Here is a 19,009-nt window from a genome sequence, read left to right on the forward strand (position 1 = left end):
ACAGGGGCTAGTTTACGTCATGAAAGGGGATGATTCTTTGAAATGGAATTGCAGCGGTGAATAATGAAAAGAACCTGTGGCTTCTTTGTCAAAAGCGTTTATTTCTTCCAGATCAGGGAGAAAATTAGTGTTCCAAGGTGCGTTGTTTACAAAGGATTGGTTGGTCGAGGGCATTACTGAAACACCTGAGTGGAAAAACCTTGATGATGTGACTGTAAAATTGGCCGCAGAAAAGGCTTCCGCCTTGCTCAATGATCTTGCACAGAGGCGAAATCCAAACGAAGCCGAAACAGAAGAAAAATTAGTTTATCCGTTAATCGAAATGCTTGGTTGGGAGTTCATATCAGTACAACAAAATATGACTGCGCGCGGGCGTAAGGATGTTCCAGATGCTCTACTTTTTGCAGAGGCGGCAGCCGACGAACGCGCTAAAGACCTAGAGCCATGGCAACGATTCCGCCACGGAGCGGCATTGGTAGAAGCAAAACGATGGGGCCGCCAACTTGACCGCGAGGGACAAGGAGAACCGGGCATACCCTCTACACAGATAATGCACTATTTACGACGAGCAGAAGTCGTTTCCGAAGGTAACATGCCGTGGGGTATACTGACCAACGGACGGCAATGGCGATTGTACTATCAGAATGCTCTTTCCGTCGCAGAAGAATTCTTCGAAATTGACCTTGGCAAGATATTCGAATTCGCAGGCTCATCAGAGGAAACATCTGATCAAGATTTATCACAAGATCATGGGTTCCGCCTCTTCTTATTGATTTTTGGGAAGAGTGCTTTCTTGCCGGTAGAGCAAGGACGTAGCTTTCATCTTATCGCGTTGGCGGAAGCGAAACGTTGGGAAGAAAAGGTCAGGAAAGACCTTGCTGAAACTGTCTTTGAGGAAGTCTTTCCGCTGCTTATCAGTTCTATTCCAGAGGCAGACACGGAGCGTCCAGCTGAAATCGATAGTGAATATGCCGAGACGGTACGGCAAGCAGCATTGTTCCTTCTTTATCGACTTCTGTTCGTTCTTTATGCGGAAGATCGTAACCTATTGCCTGATGAACGTGGCCCTTATTCGAACTATTGTCTCACCCGCTTACGGCAGGATATCGCAGACCGTCGGACGAAAGGACAGGCAGAGCTTTCTCGTAGTACTGCGTATTGGTCAAGACTAGAGACCATTTTTTCTGCGATCTCAGAAGGTGATGATGAACTTGGAATACCTCCCTATAACGGCGGATTGTTCGACCCATTGGAGATACCGCTTCTCTCCCGCATACGGTTGTCCGACGAAGTTTTGGCTCAAGCAATCCTGTCGCTTTCTCATCGCGAAGAAGATGGTCGGCAAAGGTACATTAATTATCGGGACCTTTCTGTACAACAATTGGGTTCAATCTATGAATCCATATTAGAATACGGCGTTGAGGTTGACGGCCATGGCAATGTGCGTCCGCGCGAAGACAATGAAGCTCGGCATCGCTCCGGTTCGTACTATACCCCCGAACCACTCGTCTCATTAATTATAGACAAAACCGTGGGGCCTCTGGTTGATGAGCGCCGCAGTTTATTTGAAGAGGCTGTAGGCAACGAAGCAACGGGCGAAGAGTTGATCGCATTGGATCCTGCGATAGCGTTGTTATCGCTTCGGATTGTTGATCCCGCTATGGGTAGCGGGCATTTCCTTGTTAGCCTCGTCGACTGGCTATCTGACAAGGTACTTACTTCTATCGGTGATGCCGAAGCTATCGCTGGCCCAGATTATGCTTCTCCATTAATTGAACAAATTGCGAAACTTCGCGAGGGGATAGTCGTTAACGCTCGCGAACATGGTTGGCCAATCGTCGAAGATCAGTTGGACGATCGACACATTGTGAGACGGATGGTCCTGAAGCGCTGTGTGCATGGTGTTGATTTAAATCCGATGGCTGTAGAATTGGCGAAAGTCGCCCTATGGTTGCACAGTTTTACGGTTGGCGCACCGCTATCATTTCTCGACCATCATTTGAGATGTGGCAACAGTGTGCTTGGAGCATGGGTTCGACCTACGATGGATTGGCTTGAAGAGCGCGGCGCGCTTTTAGCCAATCAACATTTGGCACCCCTTGCCAACGTAGTAAGGGATATGGAGACTATCGAAGGCTTGACGGACACTGATCTAACAGAAGTTCATCGGTCAAAAGAACTGTTTGAGACTGTTGGGCAATCAAGCCGCCCTCTCAATGCATTGCTTTGCATGGCGAAATCTGACGAACTTATGGGAGTGTTGGGAACCAATGTTCGTCGCCCACGCGAAGGGGCATCCGAAATCCGTGCTGACGGCGACCGACGGCTGGATTCTATGCCAGAAGATACCCAAACGGAAAGAACTGCTAAAGCCAAAGAAGCTCTCAGAATTGAACGAGCCGTCGCTCGCGCTGATGAAGCTAGACGCCGGTTTGATCGCGCAGAGGTTATGAAACTAGTGTATGAAGGCAGCTTCGGCGATCCGAGTAAAATCGCTAGTGGGGACACTTCTGTTCTAGTAGTTGAAGGACAGGTCGCCCTTGAAGCTGGCGATGATGAAAGGCTGCAAGGCAGTCTGATGCCAGAAGTTCGACCGGACGAGCGCCGCCGAAGTCTTGCCCATGACTTGGTTCGTGAAGCACGTGAACTGATAGAGGAACAACGTTTTTTTAATTGGGAGATTGCTTTCCCGGGCGTCTGGAGTGAACTGTCATCAGTTGATCGTGAGGGAGGCTTTGATGCCGTTATCGGCAACCCGCCATATGTCCGGCATGAGGAAATTAGTTCTGTAAAACCTGCACTCAAAAAAAGCTATTCAACCTTCTCAGGAACTGCCGATCTCTACGTTTATTTTTACGAACAAGGAGTCAACTTGTTGCGACCTGGAGGTCGAATGGGCTACGTGGTCACTAACAAATGGCTTAAGGCTGGTTATGCCAAAAAGCTGCGCCAAATGTTTTCGGAACAAGTGTGGGTCGAATTTCTTGTAGACTTCGGCCATGCGCGCCATCTTTTTCCAGACGCAGATGTCTTTCCATGTGTAATAAGCGTTCGTAAACCACTACCAACAGCCGTTCCCGAAGAATTCGATCTTGCTGTCATCCCGCGCGACGATGTACCGCGAGAAGGATTAGCTGACGCGGTCGAGGCTGCTACCTATCAAGCTCCAAGGAGTGACCTTAATGCGGATTCTTGGGTTCTTGAACCACCAGAAATTGCTTCATTGCTCCGAAAAATCAAGGAACGCGGCGTTCCTCTTCTAGAGTATTCAGGAGTCAGTCCACAATATGGAATTAAAACTGGATTTAATGAGGCATTCCTAATTGATGGACCTACGCGTGAACGATTAATCCAAGAGGACCCAGCAGCAAACGATCTCATCAAGCCATATTTGCGCGGTCAGGACATCAATCGTTGGCTGCCAGACTGGAATGGACTCTGGATGATTGTAATGAAATCAAGCAGCGACCATGATTGGCCGTGGGCAGACGCACCTAATGAGGCAGATGCAGAATCTATTTTGGAACAGACGTATCCATCTATCCATCGCCATTTCAAGGCGCTCGAAAGCGTAAGAAGGGATGGTAAACTTAAAGGATTGCGTCACCGTGGAGATCAAGGTCGATATTGGTGGGAACTTCGCCCATGTGCTTACTACGCTGCCATGGAGCAGCCCAAGATTGTATATACAGAAATTACTTGGTCAAACAGTTTCGCCTTTGACGACGATAGCCGCTACATCAATAACACGGCCTATTTTCTTAATTCCACTGACCCTTGGCTTCCAACTTTACTGAATTCTCCGATTATGTGGTGGTATTCTTGGCGAAAGGCACAACATGGAAAGGATGAAGCCCTTCGGTTTATGGAGTCTTACATCAGCCCATTTCCCGTTGTCGCACCGGTAGAGTCGGAGCTTGGAGAATCGACTGAGCGCTCGTTGGCGGTCAGAGAAGCTCTCCGCGAAATTCGAATTGCAGACGAGACTCTTTTCGATTGGTTGGAGCAAACTTTTGAAACGAGAGCATTTCCGGCAATGCTTCGACAATCAAGTAAATTGGATAGTGACAATTTTATAAGTTCTGTTCGAGCTGCCTTGCCACGTCGTCACGAACTTACCCCCGGGGCGTTACGTCAACTGCGTGACGCATTTACTGAAATCGCCGAACCTGCGCGCAACGCACGGAACGTGCAGATCGGGCATGAGCGCGCTCTTGCCACTATGGTTGACCGTGCTTACGGGCTAACTGAAGAAGAGGTTGCACTAATGTGGCGTTCCGCTCCGCCGCGCATGCCATCAACACCAATGATTTGAAATACCAAGTAATATTGAGGAATCAGAGAACAAAAGATATAACGTCCAAAGTGAATTAACGCGACATTGCTTTCATCTCATGCGAGCCGCTACTGCTTGTAAAGCAGCGCTATTTGGAAAGTCGTGTGACCATCCGTTGGCAAAAGATATATCGTTCGATGCAGGTCGCTCGTCCTCTGGAAGAAAGGTTAATTTTATCCTAGAAGGAAGCGCAGCCGCTTCTCCAACAAATAACGCCTCGCGTCTCGGCAATGAAGGGAGAAGCTTTGTTAAACCTGCCATAGTATCCGGCAGAAAACGACTAACGTGCTCCTGATCACGGCCATTGGTTAGGCGAAGTACCAACCAAGAATTGCATTGCGATAAAACCGTACTTTCAACGTCCGACGGTCTCTGCGAAACTAGCATTAAAGCTATTCCATATTTTCGCCCTTCTCGCGCGATACGACGCACCGCGTCTTGGGCGGCAGCATATTGAGCCTCGCCCCTATCAGGAACGTATCGATGCGCTTCTTCACAGACTAGCAAGATTGGATCACCTTCGCGTTCTTCGCGAGTTTGCGCGACTTTATACGAAAAAAGAAGTCTGGACATTACGGCTGTCAACGGACCTGCAACTTCCGTTGGAAGACCTGAAATATCGAGTATTCTTATAGGTGAATTAGGTTGGTCCGCCTGCAAACCTACAAACTGGGCCAAAATATCGGCCAACCCAGATTGGCCAACTTGATAGTTTTTCATCAAAAATGCGATGCGACTATCGAGCCGCAAAGTCTTTAACTTATCAAGTATCGAGGCGAACTTCTTTTCATAATCACCATCAGTTAACGGTTCCCATCCATTTCGCATCTGGCGATTATTCTGAGCCAAAATGATATGACGCTCAAACTCATCTAGATCAAAAGGTATCGGGCTGTCGCGATTGAACTGTGCGATTTGAGATGCGTCGGTCTGTGGAGTTGGTCGGGGTAAATCCGGGTGACCCAAACCATCTGATTTGCGTACAGGATCGTCGGCAGAAATGACTAATCCTTCCGAGTGCATTCTGGCGTGAGCGAGCGCCTTATACACTACGTTTGCTTGTGATGTGGCCTCAAATTCAGTTTTGCCAATGACCAACTGACGAAACTCGTCACTTGACATAAGCCAGTATGGAAGTTGGACAGTTGATGCCGCTGCGGCGTCATTGTTGTCCTCGCTAAAGCCTCGATAAACAGTTGCCTTGTCTCCAAACGCGTGCCCATATTCGCCGTGAGGGTCTATTATGATTATTCTGGGTTTAGAATCTTCGCTTTCTGGAAAAGGCTTATGGTTCAATGAGGCCTTCAATATCGCCGCGACCGCAGTCGACTTTCCCGATCCCGTTGATCCCAAAACGGCAAAATGTTGCCCAAACAGCTTATCCATGTCCGCGTGACAAGCTACGTTATCGGCTCCAACGTAGGAGCCAAATGTGATGAATTTGTTCAGGCCTCCATCCGCCTGCTTCTCTATAGCCGTGTATAGTTTTCTGGTTTCAGATGATTTGACCAAATATACGGCCTGCAAGGGCAATGGCGAGTTTCGAACTCCTCGATCAAAGTTCAAGGTTGTAGTGGACTTTTGCAATCTTGCTTCGCCAAACAAGTCGGCTTCAATGACTCTATGATCTTGGCTTTCTGTAATTTCTTTGGCTGCGAATTCTTCGTCAGTCTGCAAACGCAGCAAGCGAACCATAGCAAACAAAATATTTCGGCCCATATGTAGCTTTATCAAACTTCCAATCTGACCAACCGAGTAAACTGTACCGCCATGCGTTTGTACTAGCTCGGTTAAACTGCGACGTAAGGCAATCTTTACCGTGGTTCCTGACACCTCGAACACTGTACCTATTTGTAGATCGGGATTTAGATCAAAATCGTTCATGCAATTGCCTCCGCCACATCATCTGGAAGGCCATTCTCCAATAGATTTGTTGCGCCGCTGAATGTCCACCAAGTTCTATCATTTTCAACATCGGGGTTCGGAAAAAATGGACCACTATTACCGCGATAAAGCCCCGCCTTGCTCAGGACAAAAATTCGTTCTCCAGCGGAAGAATTACCCCACTCTTCAAGCTTCTCCTGCCTTTCATCAGAAAAGGCCACAAGCGTTGTCTTGTTATCTTTATGCAAAAGATGTTCAGCGATAATGGCATCAATGTGCTCGTCTCCGAATGAATATCCGCAAACGAACAGTACTTGTTGGCGGTTTTGGGATAGCAGACCTCTAAGTCGCTGAAATAGGTAACCGAAAGGGTCTTCGCGAGTTGCCATATATTTTGTAGACTGCGGATAGATAACCACATTACCGGAAGCGTCGGAACGATCTGGGAATTGATCATCATGCCTCACACGAAAAAGTCGGCCATTTTCAGAACTACTGCGAAACCAGTCAATTGATCCATGCAATTTTGTCAGAACTGCCTTGGCTTTTAAATCTTCCCTTTGCGCGTCAAATATCCTTTCATCCCATGCAGCGATTGCGCCACCTTCAAAGCCATCCACATAGGGAATTAACTCAAGCGCCAGAGCGTCTTCAATTAGTGTATCATAATTTGTGGTTACGAACTGAATGGCTTCCCGCTGATCGTCCAACCCAGCTCTATTAATTTTATACAATGCGCGCACAAACTTCCTATGCTCATCCACCGTGACAATAGGTTCTCCAAACTTTCCTACTTTTTCCTCTTGGTCGCCATTTGCGGGTCGGTATCCCCACTTCAAGATATCTCGTATGTGCCGAAGAATAAGGTGGTGAGCTGATATCAAAGCGTCTTTATGAACTCTTTCTCCATCCAGCGCAGTAGACTGGTCATTTGCCCGTTCGGACAAGGCAATGAGATCACCCAAGTGGCTCAATATATGCTCAATATGTAGCGTTTCAGGAAGGTCTTTTTTGACACTGCCAATTAGGCGATACGCCTCGGCATGATCAGCGTCATTTGCTAACAAGCCTAGAATTCGATCAGTTAGCGGGTACATTAATGGTAACCCCGCTCCAAAACTTATACCAGCGCCAGTGAGCCAAACTTGCCTTGGTGCTCGCAAATGCCGATCTAGCTGCGTTGCTGCTTCAATATCTGAACTCATTTTTCCTCTCATTCTTATTACCTAACTTGGAATATGAATTGAGTAATCACAAGGTAATAGTCAGCAATGTTTTGATTTTTCTGTATCAAGATCATGCATTCATATTTTTACTGCTTCAACCATCTTCGTTTGAAACTTCTGTTTTTGAATTTAGATCACGGGATAATTTCAGAGCAGGTAAAACATGATCATTGCGCCAGGTCGTAGCCCATTTAGTCAACTTGGAATCTTTACCAAGTGCAACATAGCGAAGCGCAAGCGCCAATCGGGATAACAACGATTGGTCACGTTCGTCGCAACATTCCATTAACCAGTCGTCGAGATGCTTGGTGTCCGCGTCGCGCTTTAAAAACTTGAAAATTGAAAATGTAATTGGTTCTATAAAACCAGCATGATCGCATGCTGTTTCTCCTCCTTCCTCCAGATCGTGAACCAGCATGCCCGTTTTTGATGGATCTTCTTGTGGTCGCCGGAGAAGTACGCGGCTTGTGCCAACCGTAGCTAAAATAGCCGGATCAAGTCGAGGATTGGGGTGTGAATCGTCATTTACCGGAACCTCAATTGGGTAACCGCCAAGATGGGATAGAATTTGCCATGACTGTAAGTTGCCATATGTGGAATTTATACTTTCATCCTCGATATGAAATTCCTTATGACCATTTCGTCCAAATGTGACCCTCCCATTTTCGCCAACTTCGAGTTCAATTTCTCCGATGCCGGGAAACATGGTCACCATCTTTGTTCCGGATTTCAATTTCTGGATTTCAGGCGCTTGTTGAAGCATGTTAGAAATGAATTCAAACGGCAGCCCCTTCCGGAGTGATAAGGTGTCGATCATCGCAAAAGCGCCGATAACGTCGCCCATCGGAAGGTTTGACGTGATGCCGGCGAACCAATTCACAGTTTCTGAATGCGCATTTTGATCCATATGATCAGATAACCGATCCGCTAGAATTCGGCTAAGTTCGGAAGCAATCAATTCGGGTAGTCTCCCGACAATGAGTTGCCCGCCATTCTCATCGACAATAACTTTCACCAAGTTGCAATCGAGCATTTCCTTGAACTCTGAATGTTCAATATGAGTGCGAAAAAACGCTCGACGAATGATAAAATTGTGTATCCCACGAAGTACAAGTTCGGAACTTCGATTGCCCGATTCGTATTCTAACATTGCTACCTGAGCTATGCGCTCAGCGAGGTTATTTAGATGTGGATTATCAAATTTTTCACGAACGCGATGAATCAGCTCAAGACTTAGCATCGGTGGTAGCATTGCAATTAGGCCCGATTTTTGCTCGGGCGCACCGACTACGTCATTGCCCATTGCTCGGAGAACCCATGGCAAACGATATTCTTCTGCATTCTCAGCACCATCAAAAAAATACATGCCATTTGTCGCGAACTGGTTTCGCGCATCATCAAACTCATCGTTCGAAAGCGGTCCAACATCAATTCTGATTGATCGTCGCGCGAGTGGAGTTAATTTGTGTCGACCCTTAGAATACCACAGGTTTTCCATCAGAGATTCATCAGCCTCAATCAGCAATTTTAGCCGATCACCAAAACTATTTGAGCTAAGTTGAGCAAGCTCTTGCTGAACTGTAGCATGTTCTAAACTAAGGCCATCGACTGCCAATACCAATACCGGGCCTTCCCCATGTGAATGACGTTTCAACCAACGGCGAACGTCGCCTTCTTTAACTCCCCATCCAAGAGCGGACGAGAGCAAATCAGTTATTGCGCGAATTATTCCCGTAGCCGCCCCGCCCCCAGCTTCGACTAGCAACACCACAAAGTCTTCATGTGGTTCCGCCACATCAGCCAATTGCTTTAGTACATGAGTCTTTCCGACCAGAGGTGGTCCCTCAATGAAAATGACGCGTGGTTCATCCATCAGATTTTTTGTAATTTCGGATTCGACGGTACGTGGGATATGGAAGCCATCAACGAAAATAGCGGTCGGATCATTCCAATCGCCTGTCATATCGGAGATTGTGGCAGAAGTTGCTTCGCGAATAGCATTTATCCATAATGTGGAATCTGGACCAAGAAGCGTTTCCACGGCTTTATTGAGGTCGGCTGAAGACGCATGACCAGCGGCGTTAAATAGCTGCTTGATAGTTTGCTCATTCTTGACTTCAGGCTTCCAAATATCGCCTGAGTGCGTTTCATATAATTCTACATCTTTGCCATTTGTCACCACTACAAGTGGCGGTTGGGGATGCATTACCCTTGCGTAGGACAAGCCTTGTTCGACATCAGCTTCAGTGAGCGATAAGTTAGGGCGCTTAAGTTCCAGAATCGCAATAGGTCTGTCGTCTTGGGTAATCAAAATATCAAGTCGGCCTTGAGCAAGCGAAACTGTGCCGCCATCGACTGGATGTTGCTTGTGACCGAGAACAAATTTCCAAGTTAATTGATGCTTGAGAGAGTTTGGAGCCAGCCATGGAAAAACCAAATTCAATGCCTGAGAAATTCGTACTTCTATATCTGCTTCAGTCTCGCCTACGGTTACTTTTTTTGCACCCATTCCAGCACCAATTCTTTTGATTCAATTACTTTAGATGCCAGTATACCACCAACTGCACTTAGGAACTAAGATCATTTGAAACACAAACTTAAATTGCATTATGGAAAGTATTCCAAACACATAACCGGCCGCTATCGTTTCGAAAACTGAGTTAGTGTCCTTTAGTCCTATTTAGTTTTTGTTGGTTTCTAACCGTATTGCGACAATCGTCCCATAGTTGTGTGTATTTTAGTTCCAACTCTACCTGTCGCCTCCAGCAGAACAGCATCATCGAGATGCGCATAGCGATGAGTGGAACCGACATTTGAATGCCCCAGCAGCTTCCCAATCATCGGCAATGTCTCTGATTTCCGCGCAGCAAAACTGGCATAGTTATGCCGCAAATCATGAATCCGCACATCCTCCAGATCAATTTCCACCCTAAACTTTGCCCAAAAACACCCGACCGCGTTACCCGGCCTTTTGTGTTCCATGGGAAACACCCGCGCCTCTCCCTTCTGGCGCGGAATGCTGGCAATAAGCACCTGTGCATCTTTTCCAAGCCAGACTATACGAGGTCCGGTTTTGCTATCGCTCAGTTTCAGGCGGCGTCCATGAACCTCTGACCATTTGAGATTGACGATCTCCCCGCGCCTGCAACCTGTAAGTGCCAGCAACATGATAATCGTCGCGATGATCGGTTGATCTTTGCGGGTTTTGATAAGCGCCTTTCCCAATGTCGAGGCTTCTTCTGGAGTTAGAAAGCGCTCGATCTTTCGTCCACGATTGCGTTTTATTGCGTTAATCGGATTGCTGTTCTCTGAAAGATATCCCCATTGCTCGGCCTTGTTGAACATAGCGCGCAGGATTTCACTAGCGCGGTTGGCCGCTCCCGGTCCTGCTGCTCGGGTAAGCTGTGCATGCCAACGAATGGCATCGGCGGGTTCGATCTCATCCAGAAATTTGCCTTCAAAGGCTTTGTTCAGATGCTTGCGTCGATAGAAGCTCTGCGTTTTGCGGGTCGATGGCTTCCAGTTGGGCGAAGCGGTTTCCCAATAATATTCCAGAAACTGCTCATAGCTGGGCATGTTACGCGAGCGTTTCTTTTCATCTGCCGGGTTCATTCCAAGCTCAATGCGCAAGATCAGACGCCGCGCAACGCCCTTTGCCACCGCTTCGCTTATGACGGCAGCATTTGCAATCGTCACCGTGCGCTGGCGTCCGCCAATACGCATTTGCAGGATATAGACCCTCCGGCCTGAAACATGTTTGCGCACACCAAAGCCAGGAACAACTTTGTCAAAGATGGTTTTGCGCTCCGGCTTGCCAAATTTGTCAAAACGATTTTCGACGCGGGCAAGCTCTTCGCCAATGACGCGCCTCAAATCATAACTGGTCATGAGACAACCCCATTTGAGACGCGAGGCCGGAACAAACACGCTCGGCAGATTCGCAGATCACATCATCTGCTAGGTGCGCATAGCGGGCGGTAGATTCTGGAAGCGCATGACCTAACAATTTTCCAATGATCGCAAGCGGAATGCCATCTGCAATGGCAGTCGAGGCAAAGCTATGGCGTAGGTCGTGCAGCCGGACATCTGGAAGCGCGGCTCGTTTCCTGATTTTATACCAATACTGACTTAACTTGATCGGGCCGTCCGACCGGATCGCCTGAAAGACAAAATCATCCGGCTTGCCTTGTTCAAGCGCGCCAAGCACATCAATGGCTTGGCCGTTCAGGTAGATTGTCTTGGGGCCAGTTTTGCTATCCGGCAATACGAGGCGCGGTATCTGAATATAACGCCAGCGCAGCATTTCGATTTCGGAGGCTCTGGCTCCGGTATAGAGCAACATCAGGATTGCCGGAACAACATCGGGATTGGGAAGATCAAATTCTGCCAGCACCCTACCCAATCGTTTATATTCAATGGGTGACAGATAGTGTTTGGGAAGATCGCGCTTGTAACGGGATATACCGCGACACGGATTTGTTGCCTTGCGCCGATAACCCAATTGCTCGGCATAGCGTATCATCACAGACATTAGCGGGATGGTACGATTGAAAACGCCGGTGCGCTTGGACAGTGCATCACGCCACCTGTTGATATCGGTGCGCACGATCTGGTCGATCTGCATTTTTCCAAATACTGGCACTAGCTCCCGCGTAATATATCCCTGACAAGCTTTTTGGGTTGTTGGTTTCCAGTGCTGTGCATAGTCGCGCCAGAACTCGTGGACATATTCATCAAATCGGGGAACATATTTTTGCTTGGGTTTTGTAGGCAATCCAACAAGCGCTGCCTCCGCGATCAGCTTCCGTGCTTTGGTTCTTGCGATCTGGGCAGTCACCACCCTTGCCTCGCCCAACGTCTTCATCCGCTGTTGTCCGCGATACCGGTATTTAAGGACCCAAGTAACTTTCCCGTTTGCCCGCTTCCGCAATCCAAATCCGGGAAGTTCAATATCCCATGTCACACCTACTTTCAGCGAGGCGCGGCGGGCAACGTTTCCGTCCAGCTTTAGGCGTACCGTCTTTTTGGGACGGGCGACCCTCTGTAATTGTGACCCATCTAACTGATGGTCATTTGAGGAATTATGTTTGCTTGTTTTCTGCGATTTTCTTTCCATACTGCAACTATAGTTGCGTACGGTGTGCGCTCTTTTGTTCCCAGCTCGGCAGTAAATTTCTAGGAATTTTCTCGATTACATCATGTGGCGTTATGCCACGTGGATAGCATGGATAAAAACGCGCGCTGATGCTTGACATCGGCGTTCCACAATTACCCCATGGCTAGAATTACAAACTAAAGCACGAGCAAAAAATAAGGGCAGCAGAATGGGGATTCCGCTGCCCCTATGTCACCCGATTTGGGTGTTTTCCATATCAACGCCAGCCCGGGTCGCAAATGGCCAGAATCGATACGGAAATTCTGAATAATCTTTATTCCTGATAGTTAGCAACTCGATTCCCGGAATGATTGTATGGAATCGCCTTTCGGCAAAGTACCTTGTATTTCTCCCTGTTAGGTTTAAGCCAACCGACAGTGCAGAAAATGTCTTTCAGGCCGACGGTCGGGGGGCTAGGTTTGAAAGACATTTTCGGCGCTACCACTTTCTGAAGCGAACAAAAATAGTGGCAGAGACCGTTTCCGGCCCCTGCCCTGTGTGCCGTCCTTAGAATTCATCCAGCAGCGCCCCATGGACAGTATGGACAACCCGGTTCATTGCCCATGTCGGTAGCGCGTTATAATCTCCTTCATCCAGTGCTACATAACCCTGGTCGTCGTCCTCAACGACATGCTGATCAAAGAAGCTGTGTAGAGCCCTCCGTTCCGCTGTTTCTACTGCCGCAAAATAGCTTTGTGCATCAAATACCGTATCTATAACCTGTGTCATACTACCTCCTGAAATTTGTCAAAATGACGACAAGTCTCGTGATGCGTGAAGGGTTACCGGGTCACAGGACCGGCTGGAACAGGCGGCCGCGAAGCGGCGATGGGGGAAACGATTTTATCGCGTAAGGCGGCCCAGCCGCCGGAGCGGTAAAATGGTGGGGCCCCGTCGTCCTTTACGCGGTGGCCCTTCGCGCATCATACTTGGACTTCAAGTGAGCAACCCCTCCCCAAATTCGTATTCCACATCCAGATTACATTCGCAAAAATCATTTTCCTACAGGTGGGACAATATGCAATTACGGAGTTTCAAGGGGTCAACACTGAGAAAAAGGAAATCTCATGACCAGAAAAACAGGTGCGCTGGCAGCGCTCAAAAAGCTTGAAAGCGAACGCGCAAAACTCGACACAAAACAGCAAGAGCTGGAGACCAAAGCGGCAATCGAACTTGGACGGATGTTCTTGGGAACCGGCGTCGAAACGTTCAGCGCAAAAAGTCTCAAGCGCATGGGAACAGTTCTTGGAAAAATGAACGAAGAGCAGGCGCTAGCCACACTCAAAATTGGAAATTCTACTTCAGCGCGCTAACTCCCTAAACACGCATGTGAACATAAAAAAGGCCCCGCCGGGAAACCGGCGAGGCCTGATTGATTAAGCATGAAGATCAAGGATTATTCACCGATATCGGGTGCATCCTTGTTATCCTGGGAAGCACCGCGGGTGAGAAAATCCACCTTATCGGCAAGAATTTCGCAGCCATAGCGTTTGATTTTATCGGCATCTTCCCATTGCGTATAATGCAGGCGCCCTTCGATCGAAACCATCTGGCCCTTGGTACAATATTGGGCAACGTTTTTGCCAAGACCGTTGAAGCAAGTGATACGGTGGAATTCTGCATCTTTGACCGTAAAGCCTTTTTCATCCTTGTAGGTCTTGCCTTCACTGTTGCGGGCTGGCCGATCGGTTACGACCGAAAGATTTGTAACCGTTGTACCACCGTTTGTTTCCCGGCTTTCTGGATCGCGAGTGACACGTCCAACCAAAACTACGATATTTGTCATTGTTATTCTCCTGATATTAATCTTCAAACCGGACCATTCCGGCTTGCGAACATCCGTTAGAAACAGGGAGAAGCGGGATTGCACCGAAGGGAAACCAGCTTTGTCCGGGTGGTGCGGGCAGCACCTGAAAGGTGCAACACGGCCGGTAACAAAGCTGGTTGCAATGCGGCTGACCTGGTTCAGGAAGGTTCGCGAAAAAGCCGAATTGGTCACGGTTGATTTGATCTTCAGGAGACGCTGACAGCGCGTGTTTTGGATCCGTCAATCACGATTGAAGCAAGCATGTTTAACGGCTGGCTTAGTGGTTATATATTGGGAACCCGCCTGCAACACCGGCACACGTAGTACGGAACAGGCTGCGCGTGAAAAAGCCTTACGCCGCCATATTCGCTTCAACGGCGACGAGCTTTGGTTGCCCTCGCATCATCCAGGCCTGTGGTTCGATCAGCCGCGCCCAATCCGCAAACGAGGGGATGGTTCCCAAATCTTCCATGACATGCTGTTCGCCGATCAGGCGGACAGGAACCTCGCGGCCATCGGCGTTAACAATGGTCGTACCGAAGAGTGATTCCAGCATGAATATACCTTCGGCATGATGCCGGAGCGCCCGGTGACGCGGGTCCGCCAATATTTCCTTCGATTTATCAAACCATTGTTGCAGGGGCAGATAATCGCTTGCCTCCCCGCCCCATTTACGGACCGAAGAAAGCGCATGATAATGACAATGCGACATTATTCCTCTCCGCCGATTTCTGTTTCGGTATAGTCGGTGCTCCGAAGACTACAGCACAGTGCCATCGTACCCTCTTCAACCTCGATCCTGAAGATGCCATAGGCTCCTTCATTGATTTCCCATCCCGGATGATGAACTTCCAGCGCATCATAAGCGAGAGTTTCAAGCGCTTCTGCCAGTGGCATGGATTTACGCATGATCATGGTCGAACCAATCTCAAAAATTTCAATTGCAACTTTGGTATCGGAACAGTCGATTGGTTTGTTATCGTTCGAATAATAGGTAGCACCTTCCAGACAACCACTATCGCCCATACCGTCATAGTTGAGCTCAACGCTCGCTACATTTGCTTCTCGCAGCCCATCAAGAATAGCTGACTTGTTGCGCTGAAAAGACTGGATCAAACGCGCATTGCGGGTTTTCTGTTTGTCGAAATAGTCCGTCATCCATTCCCTCGTTTCCATGATAAATACCTCCGGTTCTGTTTCAGCCGATCACACCGTGTGTCCGGCTCAGGGAAACCCGAGCCTCCTTTCCTCTCAGCGAGAAAAGTCAGCGCCGCCAAAGCGGTGCTGACTCGGACAGCCTAGCTGCCTGTATCGGCTGGCTTTGTCTTGGGACTGACGCCAAGAGGCCCGCGCCGATCAACGACCGTGATACGCCGTCTCTTGGCTTCGATGACCAAACGTTCCAATACGCCATTCCCGGGAAATGCAATGACGTAGCGAGGAGCGAGCCCCAGCATCTGTTCATTGCGTTTGAAGCCTGCTCGTGCGCCCAAATGGCGATCCAGCGAAAAGGTAAGCTGCGCAACGCCGCGACGCTCAGCCCAAGAGGCAGCTAAACGGTCGGCACCCTTGCCATCTCCGCCATGGACCAACACCATGTCACCAACGGAATTATGCACCTTGTCGAGCGTGGCCCAGACATTGTTGGCAAAAGTCTTCGCATCTTCAGTACTGTCTTGCTTGTTGCGGCCACCAGCAAAGATTATTGGCGCACCCTCGGGCATCAGCGCTTTGCGTCTGGACTGGCTGCGAGCTTTGAGAAAATCCCGCCCCTGAATGACGGCAGAGGTCAGCATCCCCCCGTGGCTGGCGCGGGAACTGGAAACTGGTTTCCAGGAGCTGTGCGTTTCATCGAGATAGAGCGCTGCTGCAACCTCGCGCATTTCTTCAAAGGCGACCATGGAGGCTTCTGCGGCTTGCGCGCGTTCTATCTGCTCTTCCAGGTTGCTGGTATGAACTTCCGATCCATCAGCAGATGCGATGAGTGCCCGGACCTCATCCGATGCACGGTCAAGCTGCTTTGATTTACGCTGCGCAGCGCGGTGGAAGAGATTGACGAAGCCCCATCCGAGATCTTCAACGTCGGCTTCAAGAGCGGTATCGGTAAAGACAGCGAATAAATCCGACCAAACAGCTGCAAGTGTCTGCGAGATAGCATCCTGAGCTGGAAAATCCGATGATATAAATGGGGAACTGCTGATCGTGAGACCGGAAAGGTCAAGACCAGCAAGTTGCTGTTTGAATAAATTGTCCATGATGTTCTCCTGATATGCGGGAGATGTTCGGCACCTTGCCGCTTTATCCCGCAAGAGCCCGAAAGGAACGTCAGGGCGCATGACGCACCGCTTGCCCAAGCGGGGAACCTCGCGAGACAAGGCTGGCGCGGGCCACACGGGCCGCAGTCCTCGCGGGGTTGCGTCAAAGCCCTGATGGTCCAGGGCCTCTCTTGCGGGGAGAAAAAACGGCTGGATGCTCAGTCTACCATCAGGAGATTATGGGATCAGTGTCCAGGCGAACTTGGTAGTCCGAAAATCTTCGGTTCAAAGGCGTAGCTTCCCCCGCCCGGAAAAGCCGCAATGGCGTTCAGTCGCCCCTGCTCAAAACGGAAATGCCAGGTCTGGCGATAATCCGGTGTCTTCCCGGCGAATATGGACGGGTCAAATATCGCGCTATTATATCCAGCATCCGGATCTCGCACCGAGACTGTGCGAATAAGCTGCGCATCTGCTTTGCGAGCTACATCAGCAAATTCCTGACAGGTTTTGTATTCGTTGGGATGCACCCAGTCTGATGCTTGCGCGTCAAATGGCGGCCTGGAAAGATCAACCGCGCGTAAGGTCGAAACAGCAACGGAAAAACTCAGATGCTCGCTGGTCCGGTTCCCCGGCACAAAATCCGGTGATCGGCTGAAAAAACGCAGTCGCCAATAGGCAGTCTCTGCAATCGCTGTGGCTTCGGCCTCACTGGCATAGAAAATGCCGGGACGCTCATTCGCCCGCCGGAACCGGCTCAGACTTTTATGACCGTATCGAAAGGGTGAAGCGAGAAGATAATGCAGACCCTGAGCAGACTTCGGAAGGTCGGGTTTTGCTGCTTCGGCAAGCTCTTCAAGGCGTGCCTGATCTTCGAAGGTTTCCGCCAAGCGATTGGTCGATATACGGTGCTGCGCTTCGACCACCCGCCAAACGGTTTTGCGGTAGCGGCGAAATTCAGACGCGAGCGCGGTGGGCGTCCACATAGTCACATACCGTCAAAAGTCCCTTGAAACTGTCGATGAGATCAATCGGCCGCGCCTCGAGATCAAGGTTATGCGATGTCAGCCAGGATTTGGCTGCATCATCATCACTGCCCATAAGCGCGTCCAGACTGCGGAACAGCCGCAGGAGAAACTGCCCAGCTTCAAAAGATTTGGATGCAGGATCCAGAAATGTTTTTCCCGAACGAAGCCGGGAAATGGTTGCTTCCGACAGGCCCAGCACCGCACTTAATTTGACATTGCTCAGGTTCCAGAATTTTGCAATTCTACCAATTGCAGAACTTAGCAACCTATCATCGCTCCGTTCTATTTTGAGTGCCCGTTTAGTCATTTTCATTTCTTTCTAATGAATGTATTTTACAATAATCTTTCATTTGCAAGATTGCAAGTTTTTTGCTCAATCATGCGGCATCGGATAATTCACCAGACTCTTGTTGCACATAACCGCCAAGGCTCAACAGCAGATTTGACGCCTCTTCCGCGCGCGCCGCCGCTGTCAGTATAGCGCGATCATCCTTTTTGAGCAGCTTTAGCCAACTGGCGATATAGCTTGCATGATTATCCAGATGTCCGACCGGAAGGCCAAGCTCCGCGCCCAATATGGCACTGGAAAGCTCTGCTACCAGCTCTTCGGCGGCATAAGCAGCACTGCCAAAACGGTTCTTGAGATCACGATTCAGGCGCGACTTATGGCCTGACCAGTGACCAAGTTCATGAGAAAGGGTCGCACAAAATTGGTCATAGCCATCAAACAGACTGATGGGCGGCATCGTAATACGGTCAGCTACCGGTTCATAGTAGGCGCTGCTGCCATGCTCGCGGGTATTGGCACCAATTCGCGCAAAGAATTGATCCAACTCTTCCGCTCGTCCCTCCGGTTCGATATCCAATACTTCAGCCGTGGGATGGTAGCGTTCGGGCAGACCGTCGCATTGATCGGCATTGAATATAGCATAGGATTTGAGCACGCGGCGGGTTTCCTCCTGCGCTTCACCATGATCCGCAGCTTCGACTTCTTTGGTATAGCTTTTGTAGAATATGGCGATGGACGATTTTTCGCCCTTGCGAACCTGACCGCCAAGCGATGCGCATTGCCGGTAAGTCATCCAGTAAGGAGAATTAAAGCCACTTTCCTGAGCCATCATCCAGAGCCAGAATACATTCATTCCGCGATAGGGCGTACCGCAACTGCGCAAGGGCCGTGAGACTGGAAGTCCTCTCCAAGGCTGGATCCAGGGTTTTGTTCCAGCTTCCAGTTTTTCAATGATCGCGGCGGTGATCCTTGCGGCTGGCGATATCTTCGGTGAGCGATATGATCTTTTGGGCATGTGTATTCTCCTGAATA

Annotated in this window: 15 protein-coding genes; 2 read left to right on the top strand and 13 right to left on the bottom strand. The window is 49.3% G+C overall.

What is annotated here, in order from left to right; genetic code table 11:
* The first annotated feature begins 127 nt into the window (after positions 1 to 127).
* Positions 128 to 4,315, top strand: coding sequence for an Eco57I restriction-modification methylase domain-containing protein (locus CHN51_RS00670; protein ID WP_100092304.1), 4,188 nt, complete (start codon positions 128 to 130; stop codon positions 4,313 to 4,315).
* Positions 4,316 to 4,387: 72 nt separating this feature from the next.
* Here CHN51_RS00670 and CHN51_RS00675 read toward each other — a convergent pair whose 3' ends face one another.
* From CHN51_RS00675 to CHN51_RS00700, 6 genes are all read right to left on the bottom strand, one after another.
* Positions 4,388 to 6,220 carry an ATP-binding protein gene (locus CHN51_RS00675; protein ID WP_100092305.1) on the bottom strand — a complete coding sequence of 611 codons (1,833 nt, stop codon included), beginning with the start codon at positions 6,218 to 6,220 and terminating at the stop codon, positions 4,388 to 4,390.
* Positions 6,217 to 7,425, bottom strand: a complete 1,209-nt coding sequence (locus tag CHN51_RS00680) for an SIR2 family protein (protein ID WP_164088930.1) — start codon at positions 7,423 to 7,425, stop codon at positions 6,217 to 6,219. Before CHN51_RS00680 ends, CHN51_RS00675 begins: the two co-directional genes overlap by 4 nt.
* A gap of 115 nt (positions 7,426 to 7,540) precedes the next feature.
* Positions 7,541 to 9,955 (bottom strand): type I restriction enzyme HsdR N-terminal domain-containing protein, encoded by a 2,415-nt coding sequence (locus tag CHN51_RS00685; RefSeq protein ID WP_100092307.1) that lies wholly within the window; start codon positions 9,953 to 9,955, stop codon positions 7,541 to 7,543.
* A gap of 188 nt (positions 9,956 to 10,143) precedes the next feature.
* Complete coding sequence (locus CHN51_RS00690; protein WP_100092308.1) at positions 10,144 to 11,334, bottom strand: site-specific integrase; 1,191 nt, start codon at positions 11,332 to 11,334, stop codon at positions 10,144 to 10,146.
* Complete coding sequence (locus CHN51_RS00695) at positions 11,321 to 12,562, bottom strand: site-specific integrase (RefSeq protein WP_100092309.1); 1,242 nt, start codon at positions 12,560 to 12,562, stop codon at positions 11,321 to 11,323. Before CHN51_RS00695 ends, CHN51_RS00690 begins: the two co-directional genes overlap by 14 nt.
* Before the next feature lie 546 nt (positions 12,563 to 13,108).
* The gene (locus tag CHN51_RS00700) at positions 13,109 to 13,330 is read right to left on the bottom strand and encodes a hypothetical protein (RefSeq protein WP_089132038.1); all 222 of its coding nucleotides are present in this window, start codon (positions 13,328 to 13,330) and stop codon (positions 13,109 to 13,111) included.
* 338 nt (positions 13,331 to 13,668) lie between these two features.
* On the opposite strand from CHN51_RS00700, the gene CHN51_RS00705 reads away from it, so the two are divergent.
* Positions 13,669 to 13,914 (top strand): DUF6437 family protein, encoded by a 246-nt coding sequence (locus CHN51_RS00705; RefSeq protein WP_100092310.1) that lies wholly within the window; start codon positions 13,669 to 13,671, stop codon positions 13,912 to 13,914.
* A gap of 83 nt (positions 13,915 to 13,997) precedes the next feature.
* On the opposite strand, the gene CHN51_RS00710 is transcribed toward CHN51_RS00705, so the two are convergent.
* From CHN51_RS00710 to CHN51_RS00740, 7 genes are all read right to left on the bottom strand, one after another.
* Positions 13,998 to 14,387 carry a single-stranded DNA-binding protein gene (locus CHN51_RS00710; RefSeq protein ID WP_100092311.1) on the bottom strand — a complete coding sequence of 130 codons (390 nt, stop codon included), beginning with the start codon at positions 14,385 to 14,387 and terminating at the stop codon, positions 13,998 to 14,000.
* 373 nt (positions 14,388 to 14,760) lie between these two features.
* Positions 14,761 to 15,120 (bottom strand): hypothetical protein, encoded by a 360-nt coding sequence (locus CHN51_RS00715; protein ID WP_100092312.1) that lies wholly within the window; start codon positions 15,118 to 15,120, stop codon positions 14,761 to 14,763.
* Positions 15,120 to 15,566 carry a DUF6878 family protein gene (locus CHN51_RS00720; protein ID WP_100092313.1) on the bottom strand — a complete coding sequence of 149 codons (447 nt, stop codon included), beginning with the start codon at positions 15,564 to 15,566 and terminating at the stop codon, positions 15,120 to 15,122. The genes CHN51_RS00715 and CHN51_RS00720 overlap by 1 nt, the downstream gene beginning before the upstream one ends.
* Positions 15,567 to 15,706: 140 nt before the next feature.
* On the bottom strand, positions 15,707 to 16,663 hold the full coding sequence (locus CHN51_RS00725; RefSeq protein WP_100092314.1) for a DUF2493 domain-containing protein: 957 nt from the start codon (positions 16,661 to 16,663) through the stop codon (positions 15,707 to 15,709).
* 245 nt (positions 16,664 to 16,908) lie between these two features.
* A complete protein-coding gene (locus CHN51_RS00730; RefSeq protein WP_100092315.1) occupies positions 16,909 to 17,646 on the bottom strand; it encodes an RES family NAD+ phosphorylase in 738 nt (245 codons plus the stop codon).
* Positions 17,618 to 18,001 (bottom strand): MbcA/ParS/Xre antitoxin family protein, encoded by a 384-nt coding sequence (locus CHN51_RS00735; RefSeq protein WP_240616818.1) that lies wholly within the window; start codon positions 17,999 to 18,001, stop codon positions 17,618 to 17,620. Before CHN51_RS00735 ends, CHN51_RS00730 begins: the two co-directional genes overlap by 29 nt.
* Before the next feature lie 64 nt (positions 18,002 to 18,065).
* Positions 18,066 to 18,992, bottom strand: coding sequence for a zincin-like metallopeptidase domain-containing protein (locus CHN51_RS00740; protein ID WP_100092316.1), 927 nt, complete (start codon positions 18,990 to 18,992; stop codon positions 18,066 to 18,068).
* Positions 18,993 to 19,009 lie beyond the last annotated feature (17 nt).

It is taken from the genome of Sphingorhabdus sp. YGSMI21 (genome assembly GCF_002776575.1).
Taxonomy (GTDB): domain Bacteria; phylum Pseudomonadota; class Alphaproteobacteria; order Sphingomonadales; family Sphingomonadaceae; genus Parasphingorhabdus.